The sequence below is a fragment of the Gordonia sp. UCD-TK1 genome (assembly GCF_001691435.1).
Classification (GTDB): Bacteria; Actinomycetota; Actinomycetes; order Mycobacteriales; family Mycobacteriaceae; genus Gordonia; species Gordonia hongkongensis.
This window is the reverse complement of record NZ_LZMP01000090.1, coordinates 1-20,885: the sequence shown is the minus strand read 5'-3', so window position 1 is coordinate 20,885 and position 20,885 is coordinate 1. Positions and strand designations below refer to the sequence as shown.

Genomic DNA, 20,885 nt, shown 5'->3' with positions numbered 1-20,885 from the left:
ACACATGTCGCGCAGGTTCGCGTGGAGGGCATCAATCAGCTACTGCCTGGTTGCCTGACCGTGAAACAGGAACAGGTGGATGCGAGCGCGCTTGTAGGCCTGCAATTCCGAAGGCGTGACGAGAATTGTGGTGTCCCGACCTATTGCCGCCCACCCGTTCCGGCCGACATCACGGAGCCAGCGTTCATCCGGCGTCCCCTCGGCTGCCGCGCGAGTTCCGTACACCGCAGCCGGAGTATGGACGATATAGCCGAGCTCTTCGATCGATCGCCGCAAGGTCCTGCCGGCGATGTTCTCGTTCAGATAGAACTCAGGCGGTGCGGCCCAGGAGGACGCGGGCGGCGGTTCGAACCTGGGATCTCGAGATGTCGAACTCCTCGGCAACGACCTCGCCGTCCTCTCCGGCTTTCAGCATTGCAGCGACGTCCGCTAGGCGAGGTCCTGATGCTCCGAACCGCGGCTGCCCGAACGCAACGTCTGGGTCGACGATGACCTTCTCCGGCTCCCATTCGCGTAGTTGTAGGCGGTTCGGATGCTCACCGTCCCAACTGACATATGAGATGTAGTCCTGGACGATCTCGCGGATGACATTCTGCCCGGATCGCGCTTCGATGAGCCCGGCACCGGCTCGGGTCTTGGCGAAGTCCCACAGGACATCAACACCGTCTGTGGCCAGGTTCGGCGCTGTCAGCACGTAGTCACGGCCGAAGTCCCGTTGCAGCTGCTCGAGCGCGGGACGGATCTTGCGAACGTGAACGCCTGCGCTGCGAAGGGCGTCGAGTACGTATGCCTCGGTCAGGGCGATGAAGGACACGTTCGCTTTTCGCTGTGGCGCGTCCACCACATGTAGAAGCGGTTCCCCACGGTCGTAGCCTTTCGCCCACCGGTGAAACGTCTGCTGGCTGATGGCCAGATAGCGAGCCGCGTCGCTCATAGTGAGAATGCCTGCATCAAAGCGAGGATCGCCGATGGTGGTCACGCTGCGTTCTACCTCCCGCCTGACCCTGGACTACGAGTTGTCGATTGTAGCCACACCATGATGGCACCGTGAGCAGCTCCGTGGAGTCTGCACACCAACGTTACGCATTGTGAGGACCCTCTGACCTGTCGGTGCGTCGTGATTTCATTCGACGAGAGTCTGAGAGAGTTAAAAATCAACACTTGACTCGAACTCCTGTTCGAGTACGATGTTGGTATGTCATCGGGGGCGGGGGCCGGATCCACCACATCGGTGGACCCATCACAGGAGTCGGTCGAGCCACGCTTTCGTCCCGACCATGAACTCTCCGCTTCTGAACTCATCGAGGTCTTGAATCACTGCGCCGGCCTGGCGGCGGCGTCCGCGCATCGAATGATGGTCGTTGCCAGCCTCATTCACGATGAACGCGAGATGGACTACGCCCAGCGGCGCGCCGAGACGCACAGCGGCGAACTCGACTCCATCGAAGCCTTCGAGCACCTGTCCGCGCGAGTGGCCGCGGGCGAGAACCCCTACGAGCAGTTCGGGCCCAACGGTCTCGAACAGGCCATCGCCGAAGTCGGTGCCACCCTCACCGTGACACCGGCCGAGGCGAAAAACCTCATCGAAGCCGGCGACGCACTGCGCTACCGACTCTCCTTCACCGGACACGCACTCGCGTGTGGTCGAATCGACCAGCGGCGCTTCCTCATCGCTCTCAAGCGCACCGATCTCATCACCGACGACGAAGAGATGCAGACCGTCGACGCCCATCTCGCCGAGGCGATCTTCGCCCGCGCACCGATGTCCACGGCCCGGTTCACCGCCATGGTCGATTCCATCGTCGCCAAGTGGGCACCCGACGCGATCCGCCGACGCAAGGAGCGAGTGAAATCCGACCGCAAGGTGACCGTCACCCCCGACCGCTTCACACCCGGGCAGTCCCGGATCTCCGGCACGCTGCCCCATGCTGATGCCGCCGAGTTCGACGCCCGCCTGACGGCGATGGCCACCGCGGTCCACGCCGGCGACCCTCGAAAGTTGGCCAACCGCCGGGTCGATGCTCTGAAAGCGCTCGCGCGGGGCGAAGCTTCTATCGCGTGCGAATGCGACGACTGCCGACCTGCCGCAATGGACATTGAAGCCGACACCACCGGGGACGTCGACGCAGCGACAGTGGACACCGCCGACCACACGACTGAGGCACCCGCGCGCCACTCCGGGAACGATGACACCGACACCCCGGACAGCGACACGGTTGTCGCCGACCCTCCGGGTCCGGACGCGTCGCCGTCGTCATCGCTGGCGCCGCGCGCGACCTTTCACATCGTGGTGAACCTGTCGACCCTGTTCGGTCTCGACAACGACCCCGCTTTCCTCGACCGCCACGGCATCATCGACGCCGACACCGCCCGAACACTCCTCGCCGAAGCCCGCCGCACCTACATCCATCCCGCACCCGACGCACCCGACGGTTCACCGGCTCCCGACGCGGACAGTTCGACAACGCGATACACCCCCTCGAAGAAGCTCCAGGCGCTGGTGCGCGCCGGCGAACTGTGCTGCACCTTCCCCGGCTGCAACGCCCCGGTCTGGCAGATCGATCTCGACCACACCGAACCCTTCGATCACACCGACCCGCGTCGCGGTGGCCCGACCGATGCGCGCAACCTCAAACCGCTGTGCCGGTTCCATCACCGCATCAAGACCTTCACCAGCTGGCAGGACCACCAAGACGAGTCCCGCACCGCCTGGTTCACCACCCCCACCGGGCACATGTTCGTCGGCAACGCCTTCAGCGGACGCGACCTGTTCAACAAGCTCTTCCCCAGACGGTCACCCGATCACCCCGCCCGCGACCGACTCACCAAGCAGCGCGACAACGACTTCCGACGCCACCAACGCGCCGAGAAGCGCTGGAACGACGCCAACCCGCCGCCCTTCTGAACACCGCAGAGGCCACATCGCCGGTCAGGACTACCTGGACACGGCGGGTGACGTCATGCGACGAATGTCGATCCGCACGACTCGCCCACCCTTCACGGCGATGTCGATGACGGCGAGCGGGTGACCGCCCGGTGCGATCACATGAACCATCCGACCTCCCAGCCACATCGGTGTACTCGCCCGGATGCGATCGACGAACAACCGGGTCTCCTCCGCGACCGCCCGGGCGCCCCGGACCACGGTCGGTGTGTCCGGCGGTACCAGTGACCGGTCGGCGACACGGATGCAATTCTCGGCCAACAGCGCGACCATCGCATCAAGACTGCCGCCGCGCGCCGCGGCCAGAAAGGCGTCGACGACCAGGGACGCATCACCCGACGGCAGTTCAGGGTCCAGCTCGGAGTTCAACCGCGAAGACGCGATCCGGCCGCGTGCCCGGCTCGCATGCTTCTTCGCACCGTCCACGCTGGTGCCGAGAACCGTTGCGACCTCGCCGAACGGCACCGCAAAGAGGTCATGCAGCACATAGGCCACGCGTTGCGACGGCGTCAACCGATCGAGGACCACCATCAGCGCGCGCGACACGTTCTCGCGCTGCAGGTAGAGCTCGTCGGCCGCGACAGCCTCCGCCGGGAGAGCGTCGGCGAACAGCGGATCTTCCCGACGTCTGCCGCGGGCGCGCAACTGATCGAGACACACCCGGGTGAGTGTTGTCGTCAACCATGCGGCAGGGTTGCGGATCTCGGTGCCGTCGACACGCACCGAGTTGAGCCACGTGCTCTGCACGGCGTCCTCGGCGTCGTGAATAGAGCCGAGCATCCGGAACGCCATGGCCGTCAGCTGCGGTCGTAGATCTTCGAATTCTGATGTCGGTACCACCGGATGTCACCTTCTCGTGGAGCGGGACGTCGGAACGGGTGAGAGCACCACACTCACATCCGACCATCCGACAACCCACCTCAGAGGAGGACACATGTCGACCGTACCGACCCGGCCACCGCGCGGCGGAACCCGACCGGCGAAGGGCCCCCGGCGATGACCACCGCCCTGTTCGTCGCCACGATCATCTGCATCGTGGCCAATGCCGGTATCGCCATCGCCGACTTCGCCCGAGCCGAGTTCGTGCTGGCAAATTCGGCCGAGGTCCACGTCCCACCTCGGTTCCTGCCCCACCTCGCGACACTCAAGGCCGCCGGAGCAGCAGGGCTTGTCCTCGGGTTGACGATCGAACCCTGGATCGGCGTCGCCGCCGGAACCGGGCTCACTCTGTTCTTCGTCGGCGCGGTCATCGCCCATGTGCGGGCCCGCGTCTGCTACAACATCGCGTTCCCGGGCGCCTTCCTGCTCCTCGGCGTGGCGGCTACGGTCTACATGATCCGACTGACCACAGGCGCGTGACCCGTCACCGGCGTCGAACGCCTCAGCCCATCAACACCGACCCCGACGGGTAGCTTTCGGCGAATCCGTCGGGAAGCGGCGCGATGAAGACGTTCTCGGTGCGGGTACGGGTGATCCGCCACCGGCCGTCGTCCTTGCGAAAGGCGTTGTTCAGCCGACTCGACCGCAACAGCGCTGTCCCGTCGCCGAAGAGCCACGGTTGCATGTGAATCCACTGTCCCTCGGCGTCATCGCCGTCGACGTGGATCTGCTCCGACGTCAGGTAGTGCGCGTTGAGCACCAGTGCCGGGTGTCGCTTCGCACTCCAGAAGCGCTGGAAGTGTTCGCGGATGGCCTGTTTGCCCTCCGCACGCCCGAACTGTCCGTCGTAGTACTCGCCGACGCCCTCCCACACCGCGTCGTCGGTGTAGAGGTCCAGGATGCGCTCGATGCGCTCGGCGTCGTCGGCGAGACCGGGTTCGGGACACGGGGTGTCACAGAGGAACATGTATCGAGCCTGGATTCGCCGGATCTCGGCTTCGGCCTCCAGGGTCTCGACCCGCGCGACGAGCGCCGAGATCCTGGCATCGTCGTCGCTCATCGGCCAAGCACCTCGACCACCGCACGCGCCTCCGAGATCCAGGCCTCGACCTCAGAGCCGTTCACGCCCAGCGGCAACTGCGACAACCGGAGCGTCATCGAGTATCCGCCGCGTGCCTCCCGGATCGGCAGGACGACGGAACCGACGTCATAGGTCTGATCGGGTCGCACCTCGCGAAGGCGATAGTCCACGGCCGACTTCCCGATGGACTCGCAGATCTCGCGCTCCTGCGAAGGCGTCAACCGGCCCCGCTCATAGGATTTCGTCGCCTCCCGCATCTCCTCGTACGCCGTCGACGAGGCATCGGGCAGGAAGGACACCAGGTAACCGTGCCGCCGCACGAAGTCGAGACGGTCGCGATGTACCTGTCGCACATCATCATCGGCATGCCGGAGCTTCGCCAGCCACCGCTCCCGGGTCTCGTCGTCCTGGTCGAACACGTACGTGTCCCCGATGGGCGGCACCATCGGGATGCGGTACGCGAGGCCTTCCTCACGGTCGACGCCCGGCGCGGTGGCCGACAACACGACGGCCATCTCGTCGCGGCTGACCGAGGTGAGGACCGACACCTCGCAGCCGACGGACGTCGCCAATGCCTCCACCTGCGGACGCGCCGCGTGTGCGGCATGGATCGTCGGCAGGATCTCGTGGTCCATTCGGGCCATCAGGGACGTCGACACGAAACTGCCGTAGCCACCCTGGAAGAAGATCAGCGGCGACACCGGGTTGGTCACGGCCAGATCCCGCACCTCACAGAGCGTTATCCAGTGATCACCCGCTTCGACGACGTTGCTGATGCGGGTGTCGATCCAGGCCACCGAATCCGCGAGAACCGGATCGCCCGACGGCGAGGGAAACCAGTCGATACCCGCGAGCTTGTCCTCCCAGCGCTGCGCGATGGTGAGGACGACGTCCTCCTGTTCACCGCCGAGGATGTTGATGCACAGCGACTCGCAGGCCCGCATCTTCTCGAAGGTGCGCGAGGTCTTCATCGGCATGAAGGACACCAACGGCGGGTCCATCGACACCGAACTGAAAGTCCCGACGACCATGGCCAGCACGGAGCTGTCGTCACCGCGTCCCGTCACCACGACCACGCCGGTGGGATAGTGCCCCATCACATTTCGGAAGATGCCTGGGTCGATAGCACTGATCACGTTGTCGGACATGTCTTCTCCTGGGATCGAATCGTCGCGGTGGTCGGGCACTCAGGCGGACCGGGCCTCGACCGGCTCCTTGACGTAACGCTTCTGCAGAATGGCACCGAGTCGCTCCGGCCGGAGGAAGGCGATGCACAGTGCGCCGCCGACCAGCAGGACGATGCCGGTGATCGTGAACGCCTGGTGCACGCCGGCCGCCATGTTGTCGGCCATCTCCGCGCTGGGCTTCTCACCCTTCGGCGGCGACACATACCCCGCGTCGGTCATGAGCCAGCCGACCAGGATCGGCGAGATGACCGCGCCGAACGACGCCACGCCTCCGAGGGTGGCCATGAGGATCGGTCGCTGCCGAGCGCCGACCGCATAACCGATCGCGGTGGCGGTCATCGGTAACGCCAGGCTGCATCCACCGGCGAGGCACAGCAGCGCGACCGCGGTGATCCCCGACGACGCCTGGATGGCGATGAAGCACAACCCGGCCAGGACCGCGGCGCAGCCGAACGGGACGGCGATCGCCCGATGTGCCGAACTCCCCCGGTGCAGCAACCGGTGCCCGAGCGCACCCAGTCCGAGCAGGACGAGCGCGCCGACCACCCACGGCACGGTGGTCACCGCACCGACCTCACCGAGCGACAGCCCGACCACGGTGCCCAGGTACTGGGGCAGCCAGGTCGTCAGGAAGCCCTGCACCCAGAAGTTCGACGCCCCGCCGATCACGGCGGAGATGAACGCCAGGCTCAGCAGCGCACGCCAGATCTTGACCGGCTTCTGCTCGTCGACCGCGGAGGTCGCGACCTCCTTCGCATCGGCAACCGTCTCGTCGGTGTCGAGTGCCGGCTCTTCCGGCGACGAGGCCTTCTTGGGACGGTAGGGACCGTCCGCGCCGATCGCCCACCAGGCGATCACCCACACCAGGCCGATGATGCCGAGAACACCGAACGCCCAGCGCCAACCCCACACGGCGATGACCCAGGCCAGCAGCGGCGCCGCGAAGACAGGTCCCAGCGTGGAGCCGGCTGCGATCAGGTTCGACGGCAGCGCACGACGGGTGGGCGAGAACCAGGTGTGCGCGGAGGTGAGCGACATGGCCGTCGCGGGCCCCTCGGCGCCGCCGAGAATGGTCCGCGTCACCAGCAGGATGGCGGCGCCGCCGCCGAGCAGCATCGGGAATTGCAGCACCGCCCAGGTGACGCCCATCGCGAACAGGATCCACTTCACCGAGATCTTCGACGCCAGGAACCCGGTGACGACCGAGACGATCGCGTACAGGAAGAAGAAGGCACTGCCGATGAATCCGAATTCGGTTGCGGTCAAGCCGAGTTCGGGCATCGCGTCGGCCGAGACCAGGCCGAGCACCGCCTTGTCGGCGAAGGCGATGATCTGGAACAGCACGAGCATGCCGGTGACGATCCAGGCCCGTCTCGACATGCGGCCGAAGTCGATTCGTCGATCGGGGGCGGTCGGCGACGACGGCGTCGTCACCGCGGGTTCTCTGAGGCTCATTGGGTTTCCTTGGACTGGCAGGGTGCGAAGACGCCGGGCTGTCGGGGGCTGGCAACGACGTTATGGCCACCCGTCCCTACGGGGATACGAGGGAAATCTTTACTGTCGCCGCGATGCGCGACAGGGCAGACTGGTCCCAGCACATGAAGGAGGAACGGTGAGCTCGGCCTACTGGAAACAGCCCATCAGTGAGCAGGCGACCGCGGTCCACGAGAAGGTGGTGTCGGCGGAGATTCTCGCGGAACAGGTCCGTGAGGAGATCGTCGGCACCGACACCGATCTGCGCGCGTGGGTCGAGCTGTCCCCGGCCGTCGTCGACGAGGCACGCCGGCAGGATGGGATACCGGGTCGTCGGCCCCTGCGGGGCGTCTCGCTCGGGGTCAAGGACCTCATCGACGTCGAGGGTCTGCCGACCCGTGCCGGTTCACCCGTCACGTTGTCGTCGCCGGCAGCATCGGATGCGCCCTGTGTCAGTCGTTTTCGCGATCTGGGCGCCGTGATCCAGGGCAAGACGGTCACGACCGAGTTCGGCTACTTCTCGCCCGGGCCGACGCGCAATCCGCACCATCCCGGGCACACGCCGGGCGGGTCGTCGAGCGGTTCGGCGGCCGCCGTCGGCGCGGGCGTCATCCCGGTGGCGCTGGGTACGCAGACCGCCGGCTCGTTGACCCGGCCGGCCGCCTACTGCGGCGCCGCGGGCATGGTCCTCGCGCACGGCTCGACGGACCTGTCCGGCGTCAGCGGACTCTCGGAGTCGCTGGACTCGCTGGGCATCCTCACCCGCGACATCGCCGACCTGCAGTACGTGTACACCGCCTTCACCGGCCGCTCGCCGATCGTTCCCGGTCGCTCCACCGTCCGGACCGTGGTGGTGTGGGGCGGCAGCGACCTGCACCCGATCGACCAGGCGATGGCGGACCTGGTCGGCCGGCTGCCGGACCTGCTCGAGCGAGCCGACGTCGAGACCCGCGCACTCGAATACGACGATCATGTCCGCACCCTGGCCGACGACCACGTGACCGTCATGTCCCATGAGGCGGCCGAGACGCTGGACGATGTCGTCCGGGACCATGCGGCCGCGCTCAGCCCCGCGCTGCTCGACCTCGTCGACGCCGGCCGCGCGGTCCGGCCCGCGGACCACGCGGCCGCCCTCATCCGCCGCGACCGCTCCCGGGATCTGCTGGCCGAGACGCTCGGCGATCACACGGTGATCGTCGGTCCCGCCGCACCCGGCCCCGCACCGAGCGGCCTCGCCGCGACCGGGTCGCCGGTCCTGAGCCGACCGTGGCAGCTGCTCGGCTGCCCGGTTGTCGTCGTCCCGGGGGCGACCACGGACTCCGGGATGCCCCTCGGACTACAGGTGATCGGCTTGCCGGGGCGGGAGTCGGCCCTGTTCGAGGTCGCCGCGGTGCTCGAGAACGAGCTCCGGTCCCATCCGGTCGTCCCGGCCTGAATCCGGTTGCGAGAGAGAAGATCTGCATGACAGTCAAACCCCGTCCCGAGACGCACCACCGGATGTTCCTCACGTGCTACGAGGACACCTTCAACTACGGCTGGCACCATGTCGACCTGTTCGTCCACGACGAGTACGGCCGGGAGGTCAACTGGGTGCACTGGACCGTCGAGGCCGACGGCCCGGAGGCGGCCGACGAGTCGGTCCGGCGCGAGGAACCCTGGCTCAACCGGACCTCGGAGTGGCGCCACCAGGTGAGTGCCGTCGGGATGAACTACTGGACGGCCGACGCGGCGTGGACGTGACCGCATCGGATGCGACCGCGACGGTGTACGTCGTCGACGACGACCCGGAACTCTGCGAATCGGTCGACTGGCTGCTCGGCAGCATCGGGATCTCGCCGCGGATCTGCCACAGTGCCGACGACTTCCTCGCGCAGTACTCCGGGGACACCCCCGCGTGCATCGTGCTCGACGTCCGCATGCCGACGATGAGCGGCCCGCGGCTCCAGGAGAAGCTCAACGAGTTCGCACCGCACGTCGCCATCATCTTCGTCTCCGCGCACGGTGACATCCGGATGTCGGTGTCCACCCTGCAGGCCGGCGCGATGGACTTCCTCGAGAAGCCCTACGACCCGCAGCGGCTGCTCGACGCCGTCCAGGCGGGGATGGAGAAGGCGGTCGAACGCTTCCGCACCCACGCGCAGAAGCGGTGGGTGGAATCGAAGGTCGCGCTGTTGACCCCGCGGGAACGCGAGATCCTCGCGCTGGTCGTCGAAGGTCTACCCAGCCAGAACATCGCCCGCCGCCTCGACATGAGCGTCAAGACGGTGGACGTGCACCGTGCCCGGATCAAGAGCAAGACCGACGCCGACAGCATCAGCACGCTGGTCCGGGACATCCTGCGGTTCGACGTCGAGGTGCCGACCAACCCCTGATCGGGTCAGTAGTAGTCGAGCACGATCTTCTCGCCGGTCGTCCGCGAGACACAGACCGCCATGACCTCTCCGGACTCTCGCTCGGCCTTGGTCAACACGTTGTCGCGATGCTCGGGCTCGCCGGAGAGGACCTGCATGATGCAGGTGCCGCAGATGCCCTCCTGACACGAGGTGTCGACGTCGCAGCCGTTCTCCTCGAGGACCTCGACGATGCTCCGGTCGGCCGGGACATGGTAGGTCTCGCCGTCGAGTTCGACGTCGAAAGACGTGTTCTCCGACGCATCCGGCTGATCGGTGGCGTGGAAGTTCTCGAAGTGGACCGCGTCGGCCGGGACGAACCGTTCGGCCAGGTCACGGACCTTGGTCATGAAACCGTCGGGGCCGCAGACGTAGACGTGCGACTGCGGCGGCGCCGATTCCAGAGCGGCTGTCAGGATCGCTCCCTGGGCGTCCCGGCCGACGCCGACGTGAGCGTGGAGCTTCTCCGGGCAGCGCTCCTGCAGCAGCGGCAGGAAGGCGGCGTCCTCCGCCGTACGGGCGAAGTAGTGCAGCTCGAAGCTGATGTCGTGCACATCCATGTACCGGGCCATGCTCAACATCGGGGTGATGCCGATGCCGGCGGCGACCAGGACGTGATGCGTTGCCGTGGAATCGATCCCGAGCAGGTTCCGTGGCTCGCTGATCTGCAGCCGGTCGCCGACGCGCAGTTCGTGCAGTGCGGCCGAACCACCTCGGGACTGATCCTCGCGCTTGACGGCCACGGCGAACGACTCCCGGCCGTCGGGACGGCTGCAGAGCGAGTACTGGCGGGTGATGGCGGTCGGACCGACGACGTCGATGTGCGCACCCGGCGTGTACTCCCCCATCGTCGAGCCGTCCGGCTTCGACAGGTAGAACGTCTTGATGCTCGGGGTCTCCTGGACGATGGCGGAGACGACGACGTCGGTGAGGGCCATGGGAGTGCTCCTGGTGGTGACAGTGGGTTCGGCGGTGCGGTCAGCGGACGAAGAGCCCGCCGTTGACGTCCCAGCACGCGCCGGTGACGAAGAAGGCGTTCTCGGCGGTCAGCAGGCCGACCATGTCCCCGATGAAGTCGGGGCTGCCCAGCTTCCCGACGGGGATGCCGGCGATCACGGCGCCGAGTTTCTCCGGCGGCACGGTCGCCTTCACGACGGGCAGGTCGTGCGGCCCGGGCGCGATCGCGTTGACCGTGACACCCTTGGCCGCAAGCTCTTTGGCGAAGATCTTGGTGACCGTCAGGATCGCGCCCTTGGACGTGGCATAGTGCGCGCCGGTGGCGGTGCCGCCGTTCTGACCGGCCAGCGACGCCATGTTGACGATGCGGCCGTACCCCTCGTCGACCATCGCGGCCCCGAAGACCTGGCAGCCGAAGAAGATGCTGTTGACGTTCGTGTTCAGCACGCGGGTGAAGTCCGGCTCGTCGAGCGTCATGAGATCGGCCGCCTGGGTCAATGCAGCGTTGTTCACGACGATCGTCGGTGTGCCCCAGACGGATTGCACATGCGCCAGCGCGTCGACGAAACCCTGCCGGTGCGCCACGTCGAGGACGGCCGCCCGTGCGGTCGACCCGTCGGGCGAGAGTTCTTCGGCGATGCGCTGGGCCGGATCGAGGGCGATGTCGGTGAGCAGGACGCGATGACCGTCCCGGTGCAGCCGGCGGGCGATGTGCGAACCCATGCCGCCGGCGGCACCGGTGACGACCGCGATCCCCTTGTTCGTCGAACTCATCTCCAGGTCCGTCCTCACACCAGGTAACCGGAGGCGCTGACCGCGTCCTCGCTGTCGATGAGACGGGCCACCTTCAGACTGATCCGGTCGTTACCGTCGGAACCGAGGCTGATGGTGTGGGTGAGCTCGGCGCCGATCGTCGAGAAGGCATCGCGCTTGAACGCGTTGAGGATCTGCGCGGACCGCAGGATGACGGTGTCGTCGCTGACGTCCGACACGGTGAACCGCGAGATGACCCGGACCGTGCGGGCAGCGGCGACCGCCGACGGTGCGTAACCCTGCATCATCCGTTCGACGCGCAGGCGCCGCATCCGCTGGTCGTCGTACACCATGTTCAGCGACGAGTCGAAATCGTCGGTGTCGGGATCGATCGGGATGACGTAGTGCGCGTCATCGGTGTAGAGAGCCTCCCACGCCGGGTAGTCCTTGGCGTCGAGGAGTTCGGCTTCCTTCCACACGAGCGCGATCGCGCGCAGGACGCGCGGGTCGTTGAAACTGTGCAGTTCAGTCATCGCTCATCATCTTCTTCCACATGGCGTAGGACTCGCGCATCCCCGTCTCGTCGGTGACATGCGATGTGGGCCAACCCTCTTCGGTCGTGTACTCGCGGTTCTCCCCGCGGTTGACCAGGATCGGCATGTTCGGGTTGCCACCGGCGCCGATCTGGACGCGATCCCATCCTTCGGCGTCGTCGGGGCTGCCGAAGCCGAAGGGGCCCTGGAAGTGCTCGTGGATCCGGAGGCGCTCGCGGTTGATGCTCTCCGGCCCGCCGTCCATGCCGATCGCCATGTGCCACACCTCGGTCACGTCCACGCTGATCGGGATGAGAACCCGGAAGAACGACGACGACATGGCGATGTTCGGGAACATGTTGAGGTTGAACCCGCAGCCGTGCATCGAGCGCATGTAGCGACGGATGCGTTCGGGACTCTCCCCCGCCTCGGCGAGTTCGTCGACGAGATGCTGGAACCGCGGCTGCACCTCCTCGGAACCGTCGTCGATGTCGAGGTCCGCGTGCGCGGCCGCCATGATCGCGACGCTGTGACCGTTGCCGAGCGCGTGCGTCTCGGCGGCCGGATCGTCCATGAACGACATCATGTTCGCGGTCTCGGCGTCGACAGAGGCCATCCACGACTTGTGCACCATCGGGAAGTGGTAACCGTCGGTGGTGTTCTCGAGCTGGATCTTCCAGTTGCCCTTGAACCGGAACTTGTGACTGCCGAGGACCTTGGTGGGGAATCCGTTGGACTGCTTCAGGAATCGCTCCATCCAGATCTTCGCATCACCCAGGTGGTCTTCGAGCGGTTCGATCTCGGTGTTGAACGTCGCGAAGATCATGCCGAGATAGCTCTCGGTGCGCAGCTTCTGCAGGGGGAAGTCGTTCTTCTCGACGACGCCCTCGTAACCGTCCGGGTACGGGATGCCGCGCAGTCGACCGTCGAGGGTGTACGACCAGTTGTGGTACGGGCAGGTGAAGCCGTTGGCCTTGCCGCTGCGCTGGTCGCACACCGTCGCCCCGCGATGCCGGCACCGGTTGAGCAGGGTGTTGAAGTTGCCCTTGCGATCCCGGGTCACGATGACCGGTTGATCCCCGACCTGGGTGGTCTTGAACGAGCCCGCCTCGGGGACCTCGCTCTCGTGCGCGACCCACACCCAGGTGCGGTAGAAGATCTTGCGCATCTCCTCGGCGAAGATCTCGGGATCGGTGTACAGCTGACCGGCGACGCGGTCCTTCTCGGCGAGGTCCGCGAAGCCGCGGGTCGGCCGCTCGATGGTGGTCATCGATGTTCCTTCGTGTGTCGACCGCGCCGGGGCGCGGAGAGGGGCTGTCGGTGCGCGAGAGATCAGGAGGCGGTGCTCATGAGGGGACGTCGTCGCGGATGGTGAGGGCTCGTCCCATCCGCGCCTCGACCTTGAAGTACTTCCAGAGCGCATGTTCACCGACCATGATGGTGCGCAACAGGTTGCAGGCCGCCCGGACGGTCGGCTGGTCGCGCACGTCGGCGAGGACGTAGAACGTCCACGGCCAGCCGTCGGACGGGCCGACCATGTGGGCGTCGTCGTCGAAGGTCCCGATGATCTCGACACCGTCGAGGTTCTTCAGACTCGTGAGGAACTCCATCGTGGCCTCCCACACCGGACCGATGTCGGCCTTGGGCAGGTCGAAGAAGTTCTGGTTGTTCCCGACACAGAACAGCGTGCGCAACGGTTCGTCGGACATGGGTGATGGTCTCCTCGCGGTCGTGACGTCTGGGCTGGATGACGGGTGGGTCAGGGAAAGCTGGGGATTCCGGCCTCGAGGCCGAGAAGCAGTGCACCGGCGGCCTCGTAGGTGTTGGTCTGCAGCATCGCGTGCTGCGCGGGCACCAACGCGTCCTGCAGGAACCGCTGCAGCGGATGGGTCTCGTAGATGGCCCCGGTGCCGGCGAGGTCGAACACCTGCAGCACGACGCTGCGCCCGACGTGCGCGGCGTGGGTGGCACTCAACCGCAACAGGGCCTGATCGTCGGTCGAGATGTGCTGTCCCGCGACGGCCTTGGCCCACACCCGGTCGGTGCTGTCGTAGAAGAACGCTCGCGCCGAACGCAATTCGGCCTCGGCGACCGCCAGGCCGCTCTTGTACGCCGGCCGGTTGCCCTTGCTGGCACCTCCGGTGATCGAGGTCCGCGCCGCGCCGACCTCGATCGCGTAGTCGAGGGCGCCCCGGGCCGCGCCGAGGGTCACCACCGCCAGCACCTGCGCGGCGTAGGCCAGCGCGGGGTACCGGGTCAGGGGTTCGTCGATCTGCGGAGCGCCGCCGCGCACGAAGGTCATCTCCTCGGGCACGAACACGCGGTCGGCGCGGATGGCATGGGAGCCGGTCGCCTTCATCCCGGCGACATCCCAGTTGTCGACGATCTCGACCTCGGCCGGATCGACCAGCGCGGTCAGCGGTTTGCCGCCGGTCTCGGGTCCGCCGGCCAGACCGATCCCGAGGAGGTCGGCGCCGCGACATCCGCTGGCGAACTGCCAGACCCCCGAGCACAGGTAGCCGCCGTCGACCCGCTGTGCCTCCTGCATGGGGAACAGCCCGCCCGCGTAGGCGACATCGGGACCGTGCGCGTAGATCTTCTGCTGGGTCTCGGCCGGCAGCGCGGCGAAGTAGACCAGCGACGATCCGAAACTGGACACCCACCCGGTGGCAGGGTCGACGGCGGAGATGCGTTCGACCAGCGACATGAAATCCGACGGTGCCATCGGCTCGCCACCGAACGCCGCCGGCGTCGAGGCCCGGTACATTCCGGCACGCTTCAGCAACGCGATGAAGTCGGCGGGCACGTAGCGCTGCGAGTTGAACTCGTCCCGACGATCCCGGAGCACGTCGAGCGCGTGGTCGAACGCGGCGTCGCGCGCCGCCCCCGCCGGTTCCGCACACACCCGTTCGGTCAGGCTCTCCGCGGTCATCACTGTCTCCGTTCGGAATCGACTCTCGATCTCGAGTCCGACACTATGGACGCGGGACCCGACGCGGTATCGGGATTTCCCGCGCCGCGGGTAAGCAATTCCTTACTTGCGTGTCCTCACCCGCATGGCATCGTGGCGGGGGCGAAGACGAGAACTCGGCGAAGGTGAGGTGATGGCGATGTTCCCCGCCCGTCGGGACTTCGAGCAGATGATCCTGCACACCGGCACCGGCATCCTCATCCACGAGGCGAGTTCGAAGAACATCCTGTGGGCCAACCCGGCCGCGTGCCGGATCTTCGGGTTCACCCTGGAGGAACTCAAGCCCCTCAAGGCACACCACATGAGCGCCCAGGAGCGTCAGTACCGCCGCGAGGTCGGCGTGGCATGGCTCCAGTCCGCGGTGGTGCACGGGTCGAGCCGCAAACAGTGGAAGTACCGCGCCAAGGACGGCACCGAGTTCCTCACCGATGCCCGCGCGACCCTGGTGCGCTGCGAGGACGGGCCGGTCGTGATGGTCGAGTTCCGCAACATCTCCGACGAGGTCGAGTTGCAGGAAGAACTGACCTGGGTGTCGGAGTCGTTGCAGCGCATCATGACCCACACGTCGGCCGGGATCGTCGTGCTCGACGACGACAACTGCATCGACGACATCTCCCCACTGGCCGCCAAGCTGTTCGGCCGCACCCCCGCGGAGCTGTCGGGCGTCCATCTGGAAGACCTCGGCCGGTGTGAGCCCCGGCTGACCAGTGACCCCGTCGTCGAGCGGCTGACGGACGGTGCGGGTTCGGTCGAGATCCAGCAGGAGATCATCAAGGACGACGGCAGCACCGTGTGGCTGGCCGGCGAACTCGAGATCGTCGCCCATGACGGCATCTCCTCGCGGGTCCTGACCGTGCGCGACGTGACCGACCGCGTCGAATGGGAACGCCGCAACGCCTACCAGGAGGCCAATCTCCAGTATCTGAGCCGTTACCACGCGATGGGTGACATGGCGATGATCCTGGCCCACGAGCTCGGGCAGCCGCTCGCGGCGTCGACGAACTACCTGAGCGGACTCAAGGCCCGTGTCTCCGCCGAGACCGTCGACGCCCGCAGCCTCGCCTACGGCATCGACCAGATCGAGAAGCAACTCCACCGCGCCGCCGACATCGTGGCCTCCGTCCGCCGCTACGTACGACGCATCGAGAGCACCTCGACGCTCATGGATCTCAACGAGACCGTCGAGGAGAGCCTGTACTTCGTGCGACTACGCGCGGCCGAGCAGGGCGTACGCGTGTACGCCGAGATCCCCGACCGCGACCTGCCGATCCAGGGCGAGAACGTGCTCATCGGACAGGTCATCATCAACCTGTGCGTCAACGCACTCGACGAGATCGTCCGTCCGACAACCGAGGTGAAGGAACTGACGATCCAGACCGGCGAGTCCGACGGACTGGCCTCGGTGTGGATCCGTGACCAGGGACGCGGCATGACGGGCGTGCCCACCGATCGCCTCGCCTCCGGCGCGTTCTCGTCCAAGCAGGACGGTTCCGGAATCGGGCTCATCATCTCCGAGCACATCGTCGAGCGCCACGGCGGGACGATCCGGTACCTGCCGAACGAACCGTCGGGCACCACCGTCCAGGTGACTCTCCCCCTCGCGACGATCGCCGAGGACGGCGCCGGCCACTCCCCGGCTCCCGCGTCGCCGTTTCCGTCCCGCTGATTGAATCCAATCAGCGGGACGGAAACGAGGCCGCGCGAATTAGCCCCGGCTAGGCGTTCGCGTTGGCGAACGAGTCCAGGCTGCTCGTGGCGTCGATGTACTCGGTCACCCACCGCTCGATCACCGCAGAGGTCTTCTCGACCTTGCGGAACTGCCCGACCACCTGCCCGACCGGGTTGAAGGCGACGTCGATGCTCTCGTCGGGGTACTTGTGCGTCGCGGCCACCGCCATCCCGGAGACCATGTACTGCAACGGCATCCCCAGCGGATCGGGATTCTTCGGATCCTCCCAGGCCTCGGTCCAGTCGTTGCGCAGCATGCGGCACGGCTTGCCGGTGAACGATCGGCTCCGTACGGTGTCCCGGCTGGAGGCGTCGATGTAGGTCTGCTGCTGGACCGGGGTGTTCTCAGCCTCCTCGACCATCAGCCACTGCGATCCGGTCCACGCGCCCTGCGCCCCGAGGGCCAGCGCCGCCGCGATCTGCTCACCGCTGCCGATGCCACCGGCGGCCAGAACCGGAACCGGCGCAACCTCTTTGACGACCTGCGGCCAGAGCACGATGGAGCCGACCTCGCCGCAGTGACCGCCGCCCTCGCCGCCCTGGGCGATGATGATGTCGACACCCGCATCGGCGTGCTTGCGGGCCTGCTTCGGCGATCCGCACAGCGCGGCGACCTTGCGGCCGGCGGACTGGATCTTCTCGATCATGTCGGCGGGTGGCGTCCCGAGGGCGTTCGCGATCAGGGTGACCTTGGGGTGCTGGAGCGCGATCTCGACCTGCGGCGTGGCAGTGGCCTCGGTCCAACCGAGAAGCTGCAGGGAGTTGTCACTGTCCTCGTTGAGCGGCACGCCGTGGTCACGCAGGAGCTTGCGCCCGAAGTCGAGGGTCTCCGCCGGCACCATCGACTGCAACATCTTGGTGAGTTCCTCGCCCGACATGTTCGAGTCCATGCCCTCGTACTTGTTCGGGATGACGATGTCGACGCCGTAGGGACGGTCGCCGATGTGCTCGTCGATCCACTTGAGCTCGATCTCGAGCTCTTCGGGGGTGAAGCCGACCGCGCCGAGCACTCCGAAACCGCCCGCCTTGCTCACCGCGACCACCACGTCCCGGCAGTGGGTGAACGCGAAGATCGGGAACTCGATACCGAGCTCGTCGCAGATCGGGGTGTGCATGGAGGACTCCTCGCCCGTCGGAAGAACGACCAGAATTAGAACGTGTTCTACTCTGGATACCAGGCGAGCCGGTCACGGACAAGCGAGCGGGCCGAATCTACCCGCTCACTGCCCGTAGGGCTGCCTCGCCGTCTCCGGGCTGCCGTAGGTGATCGCTCGCTCCCGCCGGGTGTCGGTGAGCAGTGTTGCGCCCCATGTCATGACGGTTCCCATCCGGTTGCGGACACCCGCCAGGAAGGCGATGTGGATGACGCCCCAGGCCACCCAGCCGAGGAACCCCGACAGCTGGAGCGGGCCGGACTGGACGATCGCGTGGCGGCGGGCGATGTAGGCCGCGGTGCCCAGATCGCGGTATCTGAACGGAGTTCTTTCCCGTTGACCGGCAACAGTTTTCGCGATCACCGCCCCGGCGTGCCGGCCGCCCTGCATCGCCACCTCGGCGACCCCGGGCAGGTCTCGGTAGGAACTCATGTCGCCGCAGACGAAGATGTCGGGATGGCCCGGGACCGAGAGATCGTCCTCGACCGGTATCCGCCCGCCGCGGTCCTGTTCGACACCCAGCGACCGGGCAAGTGTGGTGGCGAAGGGGACGGCCTCGACGCCCGTCGTCCACAGCGTCGTGCGCGCCGGATAGACGTTCTTGGTCCCGTCGGCCTTGCGGGTCGTCTCGACGTGGTCCTCTCCGACCCCGGTGACGTGCACGCCGAGGTGGGTCTCGACGCCGAGGTTGTCGAGCGTGCGCTGGGCGCTGGCCGAGAGCCGCGTCGAGAACGACGGCAGCACGCGGTCGCCGCCGTGGAGCAGCAGCACCCGCGCCTGCGCCGGATCGATCGCGTCGAACTCGCGCTCGAGCGCCAGGGTCGCGACCTCCCGGATCTGTCCGGCGAGCTCGACGCCGGTCGGGCCGCCGCCCGCCACCGCGAAGGTGAGCCAGGACCGCTGCTCCTCCGGGTCGGTGATCGTCTCGGCCATCTCGAACGCGGCCATGATCTTGCGGCGGATCGACAGCGCGTCATCGAGCGTCTTCATCCCGGGCGCGAACTCCGCGAACGCCTCGTTGCCGCGGTAGGCGGTGCGCATGCCGGCGCCGACCACGAGGTAGTCGTAGCCGAGACGGAACGACGACCCGTCGATGCGGTCGACCGTCACCTCGTGACCCTCGACGTCGATGCCCGACGCCTCGCCGAGGACGACGTCGAGGTTCTTGTGCCGACGGGTCAGATGCCGAACCGGGCTGGAGATCGCGCCCTCGGACAGCAGACCGGTGGCGCACTGGTACAGCAGCGGCTGGAACAGATGGCTGGTCCCGCGGTCGACGATGGTGACGTCGACCGGCTCGTTCTTGAGCCTGCGGGCGCAGTGCATACCCGCGAATCCGGCACCGATCACAACAACTCTGGGTCTCGAGGGGGCCATTCGACCGATTGTTCCAGACATTTCGCGGTTCTCGGCGGGTGTTTACCGCCTCTATGGACGGGTATGCCTCGCGACGTGGAAGCCAAAGTCACCTTGACCGTGAACGGTGCCGAACACGACGTCGTCGTGGACACGCGAACAACACTGCTCGACGGTCTGCGTGACCGGCTGGGCATCTTCTCGCCCAAGAAGGGCTGCGATCACGGTCAGTGCGGTTCGTGCACCGTGCTGGCCGACGGCAGGCGCATCGTCAGTTGCCTGTCGTTCGCCGTCTCCTACGAGGGCAGCGACATCGTCACCGCCGAGGGCCTGGGCGACGGTGACGAGCTGCACGAGATGCAGCAGGCGTTCATCGACGAGGACGCCTTCCAATGCGGCTACTGCACACCCGGCCAGCTGTGCTCGGCCATCGGGATGCTCGACGAGGCGAAACAGGGGTATCCCAGCCACGTCACCGAGGACCTCGACCCGTCGTCGAGCGGCGACGCGAGTCCGTTGGCCGACGACGAGATCCGGGAACGGATGAGCGGCAACCTCTGCCGATGCGCGGCGTACCCGAACATCCTCGCGGCGATCCGACAGGCGGCCGATCGATGATCCCGTTCACCTACGAGCGTGCGACCGACGTCCCCGCCGCCGTGGACTTCCTGCGGGATCACGACGGCGCGAAGCTGATCGCCGGCGGCACCAACCTGGTCGACCACATGAAGCTGGGCGTCGCCGACCCGCCGGCGCTGCTCGACATCTCCCGCCTGCCGCTCGACGACATCACCGAACGCCCCGACGGCTCGCTCCGGCTCGGCGCCACCGCCCGCAACGCCGACACCGCCGCCCATCCCCTCGTCCGGCGCCGCTACCCCGTCCTGGCCCGCGCCCTGCTCTCGGGCGCCTCGCCGCAGTTGCGCAACCTCGCGACCAATGCGGGAAACCTGTTGCAGCGCACCAGATGCGTCTACTTCCAGGACGTCACGACCCCGTGCAACAAGCGGACACCGGGTTCGGGCTGCTCGGCCGTCGGCGGATACACGCGGTATCACGCCATCCTGGGTGCATCCGACACCTGCGTCGCGACCCACCCCTCCGACATGGCGGTGGCCCTCACGGCCCTCGACGCGCGCATCGTCGTGCAGGGCCCCGACGGCGAGCGCGTGGTGGACATCGGTGACTTCTACCGGCTCCCGGGTGAACATCCCGAACGCGACACGGTGCTCGAGCCGCACGATGTCATCGTGGCCATCGACGTGCCACCGCCCCTGCCCGACTCGTCGTCGACCTACCGCAAGGTGCGGGACCGTGCGTCGTACGCCTTCGCGCTCGTGTCCGTCGGGGCCGAGGTGAGCATGGACGGCGACGTGATCGGCGCGGCGCGGATCGCGTTCGGCGGTGTCGCGCACAAGCCCTGGCGGGCCGCGCGGGCCGAAGAGGTGCTGCGTGGTCAGCGCCCTTCGACCGAATTGT

At 67.0% G+C, this 20,885-nt stretch carries 22 protein-coding genes; 8 read left to right on the top strand and 14 right to left on the bottom strand.

What is annotated here, in order from left to right:
* Positions 1–39 precede the first annotated feature (39 nt).
* On the bottom strand, positions 40–276 hold the full coding sequence (locus A9310_RS26685) for a hypothetical protein (RefSeq protein WP_159370525.1): 237 nt from the start codon (positions 274–276) through the stop codon (positions 40–42).
* A gap of 34 nt (positions 277–310) precedes the next feature.
* Entirely contained in the window at positions 311–979 is a 669-nt protein-coding gene (locus A9310_RS24295) for a DUF433 domain-containing protein (RefSeq protein WP_254661329.1), read from the bottom strand.
* 411 nt (positions 980–1,390) lie between these two features.
* Here A9310_RS24295 and A9310_RS24290 point away from each other — a divergent pair, with 411 nt between their 5' ends.
* Positions 1,391–2,905 (top strand): HNH endonuclease signature motif containing protein, encoded by a 1,515-nt coding sequence (locus A9310_RS24290; protein ID WP_254661328.1) that lies wholly within the window; start codon positions 1,391–1,393, stop codon positions 2,903–2,905.
* Positions 2,906–2,935: 30 nt separating this feature from the next.
* Here the strand turns inward: A9310_RS24290 and A9310_RS24285 are convergent, their stop codons facing one another.
* Positions 2,936–3,784, bottom strand: coding sequence for a sigma-70 family RNA polymerase sigma factor (locus tag A9310_RS24285; protein WP_065632770.1), 849 nt, complete (start codon positions 3,782–3,784; stop codon positions 2,936–2,938).
* Between the two features lie 156 nt (positions 3,785–3,940).
* Between A9310_RS24285 and A9310_RS24280 the strand changes: the two genes are divergently transcribed.
* Positions 3,941–4,303 carry a DoxX family protein gene (locus A9310_RS24280; protein WP_065632769.1) on the top strand — a complete coding sequence of 121 codons (363 nt, stop codon included), beginning with the start codon at positions 3,941–3,943 and terminating at the stop codon, positions 4,301–4,303.
* 22 nt (positions 4,304–4,325) lie between these two features.
* Here the strand turns inward: A9310_RS24280 and A9310_RS24275 are convergent, their stop codons facing one another.
* The 3 genes from A9310_RS24275 to A9310_RS24265 are packed head-to-tail and all read right to left on the bottom strand — an operon-like array spanning position 4,326 to position 7,546.
* Positions 4,326–4,883: a nuclear transport factor 2 family protein gene (locus A9310_RS24275; RefSeq protein ID WP_065632768.1), complete on the bottom strand. Its 558-nt coding sequence runs from the start codon at positions 4,881–4,883 to the stop codon at positions 4,326–4,328.
* Positions 4,880–6,052, bottom strand: coding sequence for a flavin reductase family protein (locus A9310_RS24270; RefSeq protein WP_065632857.1), 1,173 nt, complete (start codon positions 6,050–6,052; stop codon positions 4,880–4,882). Before A9310_RS24270 ends, A9310_RS24275 begins: the two co-directional genes overlap by 4 nt.
* 39 nt (positions 6,053–6,091) lie before the next feature.
* Positions 6,092–7,546, bottom strand: coding sequence for an MFS transporter (locus A9310_RS24265; RefSeq protein ID WP_065632767.1), 1,455 nt, complete (start codon positions 7,544–7,546; stop codon positions 6,092–6,094).
* 157 nt (positions 7,547–7,703) lie between these two features.
* Between A9310_RS24265 and A9310_RS24260 the strand changes: the two genes are divergently transcribed.
* The 3 genes from A9310_RS24260 to A9310_RS24250 are packed head-to-tail and all read left to right on the top strand — an operon-like array spanning position 7,704 to position 9,936.
* Positions 7,704–8,999: an amidase gene (locus tag A9310_RS24260; RefSeq protein ID WP_065632766.1), complete on the top strand. Its 1,296-nt coding sequence runs from the start codon at positions 7,704–7,706 to the stop codon at positions 8,997–8,999.
* Positions 9,000–9,025: 26 nt separating this feature from the next.
* A complete protein-coding gene (locus A9310_RS24255; protein WP_058250617.1) occupies positions 9,026–9,304 on the top strand; it encodes a hypothetical protein in 279 nt (92 codons plus the stop codon).
* Positions 9,295–9,936 (top strand): response regulator transcription factor, encoded by a 642-nt coding sequence (locus A9310_RS24250; protein ID WP_139104742.1) that lies wholly within the window; start codon positions 9,295–9,297, stop codon positions 9,934–9,936. The genes A9310_RS24255 and A9310_RS24250 overlap by 10 nt, the downstream gene beginning before the upstream one ends.
* Positions 9,937–9,941: 5 nt before the next feature.
* On the opposite strand, the gene A9310_RS24245 is transcribed toward A9310_RS24250, so the two are convergent.
* The 6 genes from A9310_RS24245 to A9310_RS24220 all read right to left on the bottom strand — a co-directional run bounded on the left by A9310_RS24245 (position 9,942) and on the right by A9310_RS24220 (position 15,129).
* Positions 9,942–10,892 carry a PDR/VanB family oxidoreductase gene (locus tag A9310_RS24245; RefSeq protein WP_065632765.1) on the bottom strand — a complete coding sequence of 317 codons (951 nt, stop codon included), beginning with the start codon at positions 10,890–10,892 and terminating at the stop codon, positions 9,942–9,944.
* Positions 10,893–10,932: 40 nt separating this feature from the next.
* The gene (locus A9310_RS24240; protein ID WP_065632764.1) at positions 10,933–11,685 is read right to left on the bottom strand and encodes an SDR family NAD(P)-dependent oxidoreductase; all 753 of its coding nucleotides are present in this window, start codon (positions 11,683–11,685) and stop codon (positions 10,933–10,935) included.
* A gap of 14 nt (positions 11,686–11,699) precedes the next feature.
* Complete coding sequence (locus A9310_RS24235) at positions 11,700–12,197, bottom strand: aromatic-ring-hydroxylating dioxygenase subunit beta (protein WP_055475081.1); 498 nt, start codon at positions 12,195–12,197, stop codon at positions 11,700–11,702.
* The gene (locus A9310_RS24230; protein ID WP_055475082.1) at positions 12,190–13,467 is read right to left on the bottom strand and encodes a Rieske 2Fe-2S domain-containing protein; all 1,278 of its coding nucleotides are present in this window, start codon (positions 13,465–13,467) and stop codon (positions 12,190–12,192) included. The genes A9310_RS24235 and A9310_RS24230 overlap by 8 nt, the downstream gene beginning before the upstream one ends.
* Positions 13,468–13,543: 76 nt before the next feature.
* Positions 13,544–13,906, bottom strand: a complete 363-nt coding sequence (locus A9310_RS24225; protein ID WP_055475083.1) for a hypothetical protein — start codon at positions 13,904–13,906, stop codon at positions 13,544–13,546.
* A 50-nt stretch (positions 13,907–13,956) separates the two neighbouring features.
* Complete coding sequence (locus A9310_RS24220; protein ID WP_065632763.1) at positions 13,957–15,129, bottom strand: acyl-CoA dehydrogenase family protein; 1,173 nt, start codon at positions 15,127–15,129, stop codon at positions 13,957–13,959.
* 178 nt (positions 15,130–15,307) lie between these two features.
* On the opposite strand from A9310_RS24220, the gene A9310_RS24215 reads away from it, so the two are divergent.
* Entirely contained in the window at positions 15,308–16,834 is a 1,527-nt protein-coding gene (locus A9310_RS24215) for a PAS domain S-box protein (protein ID WP_137809927.1), read from the top strand.
* A 49-nt stretch (positions 16,835–16,883) separates the two neighbouring features.
* Here A9310_RS24215 and A9310_RS24210 read toward each other — a convergent pair whose 3' ends face one another.
* A complete protein-coding gene (locus tag A9310_RS24210) occupies positions 16,884–18,011 on the bottom strand; it encodes a nitronate monooxygenase (protein ID WP_065632762.1) in 1,128 nt (375 codons plus the stop codon).
* Between the two features lie 105 nt (positions 18,012–18,116).
* Entirely contained in the window at positions 18,117–19,427 is a 1,311-nt protein-coding gene (locus tag A9310_RS24205; protein WP_065632761.1) for an NAD(P)/FAD-dependent oxidoreductase, read from the bottom strand.
* Positions 19,428–19,502: 75 nt separating this feature from the next.
* On the opposite strand from A9310_RS24205, the gene A9310_RS24200 reads away from it, so the two are divergent.
* On the top strand, positions 19,503–20,024 hold the full coding sequence (locus tag A9310_RS24200; RefSeq protein WP_065632854.1) for a 2Fe-2S iron-sulfur cluster-binding protein: 522 nt from the start codon (positions 19,503–19,505) through the stop codon (positions 20,022–20,024).
* The coding region (locus A9310_RS24195; RefSeq protein WP_065632760.1) for a xanthine dehydrogenase family protein subunit M at positions 20,021–20,885 on the top strand (865 nt) is incomplete at its 3' end. The genes A9310_RS24200 and A9310_RS24195, both read left to right, overlap by 4 nt.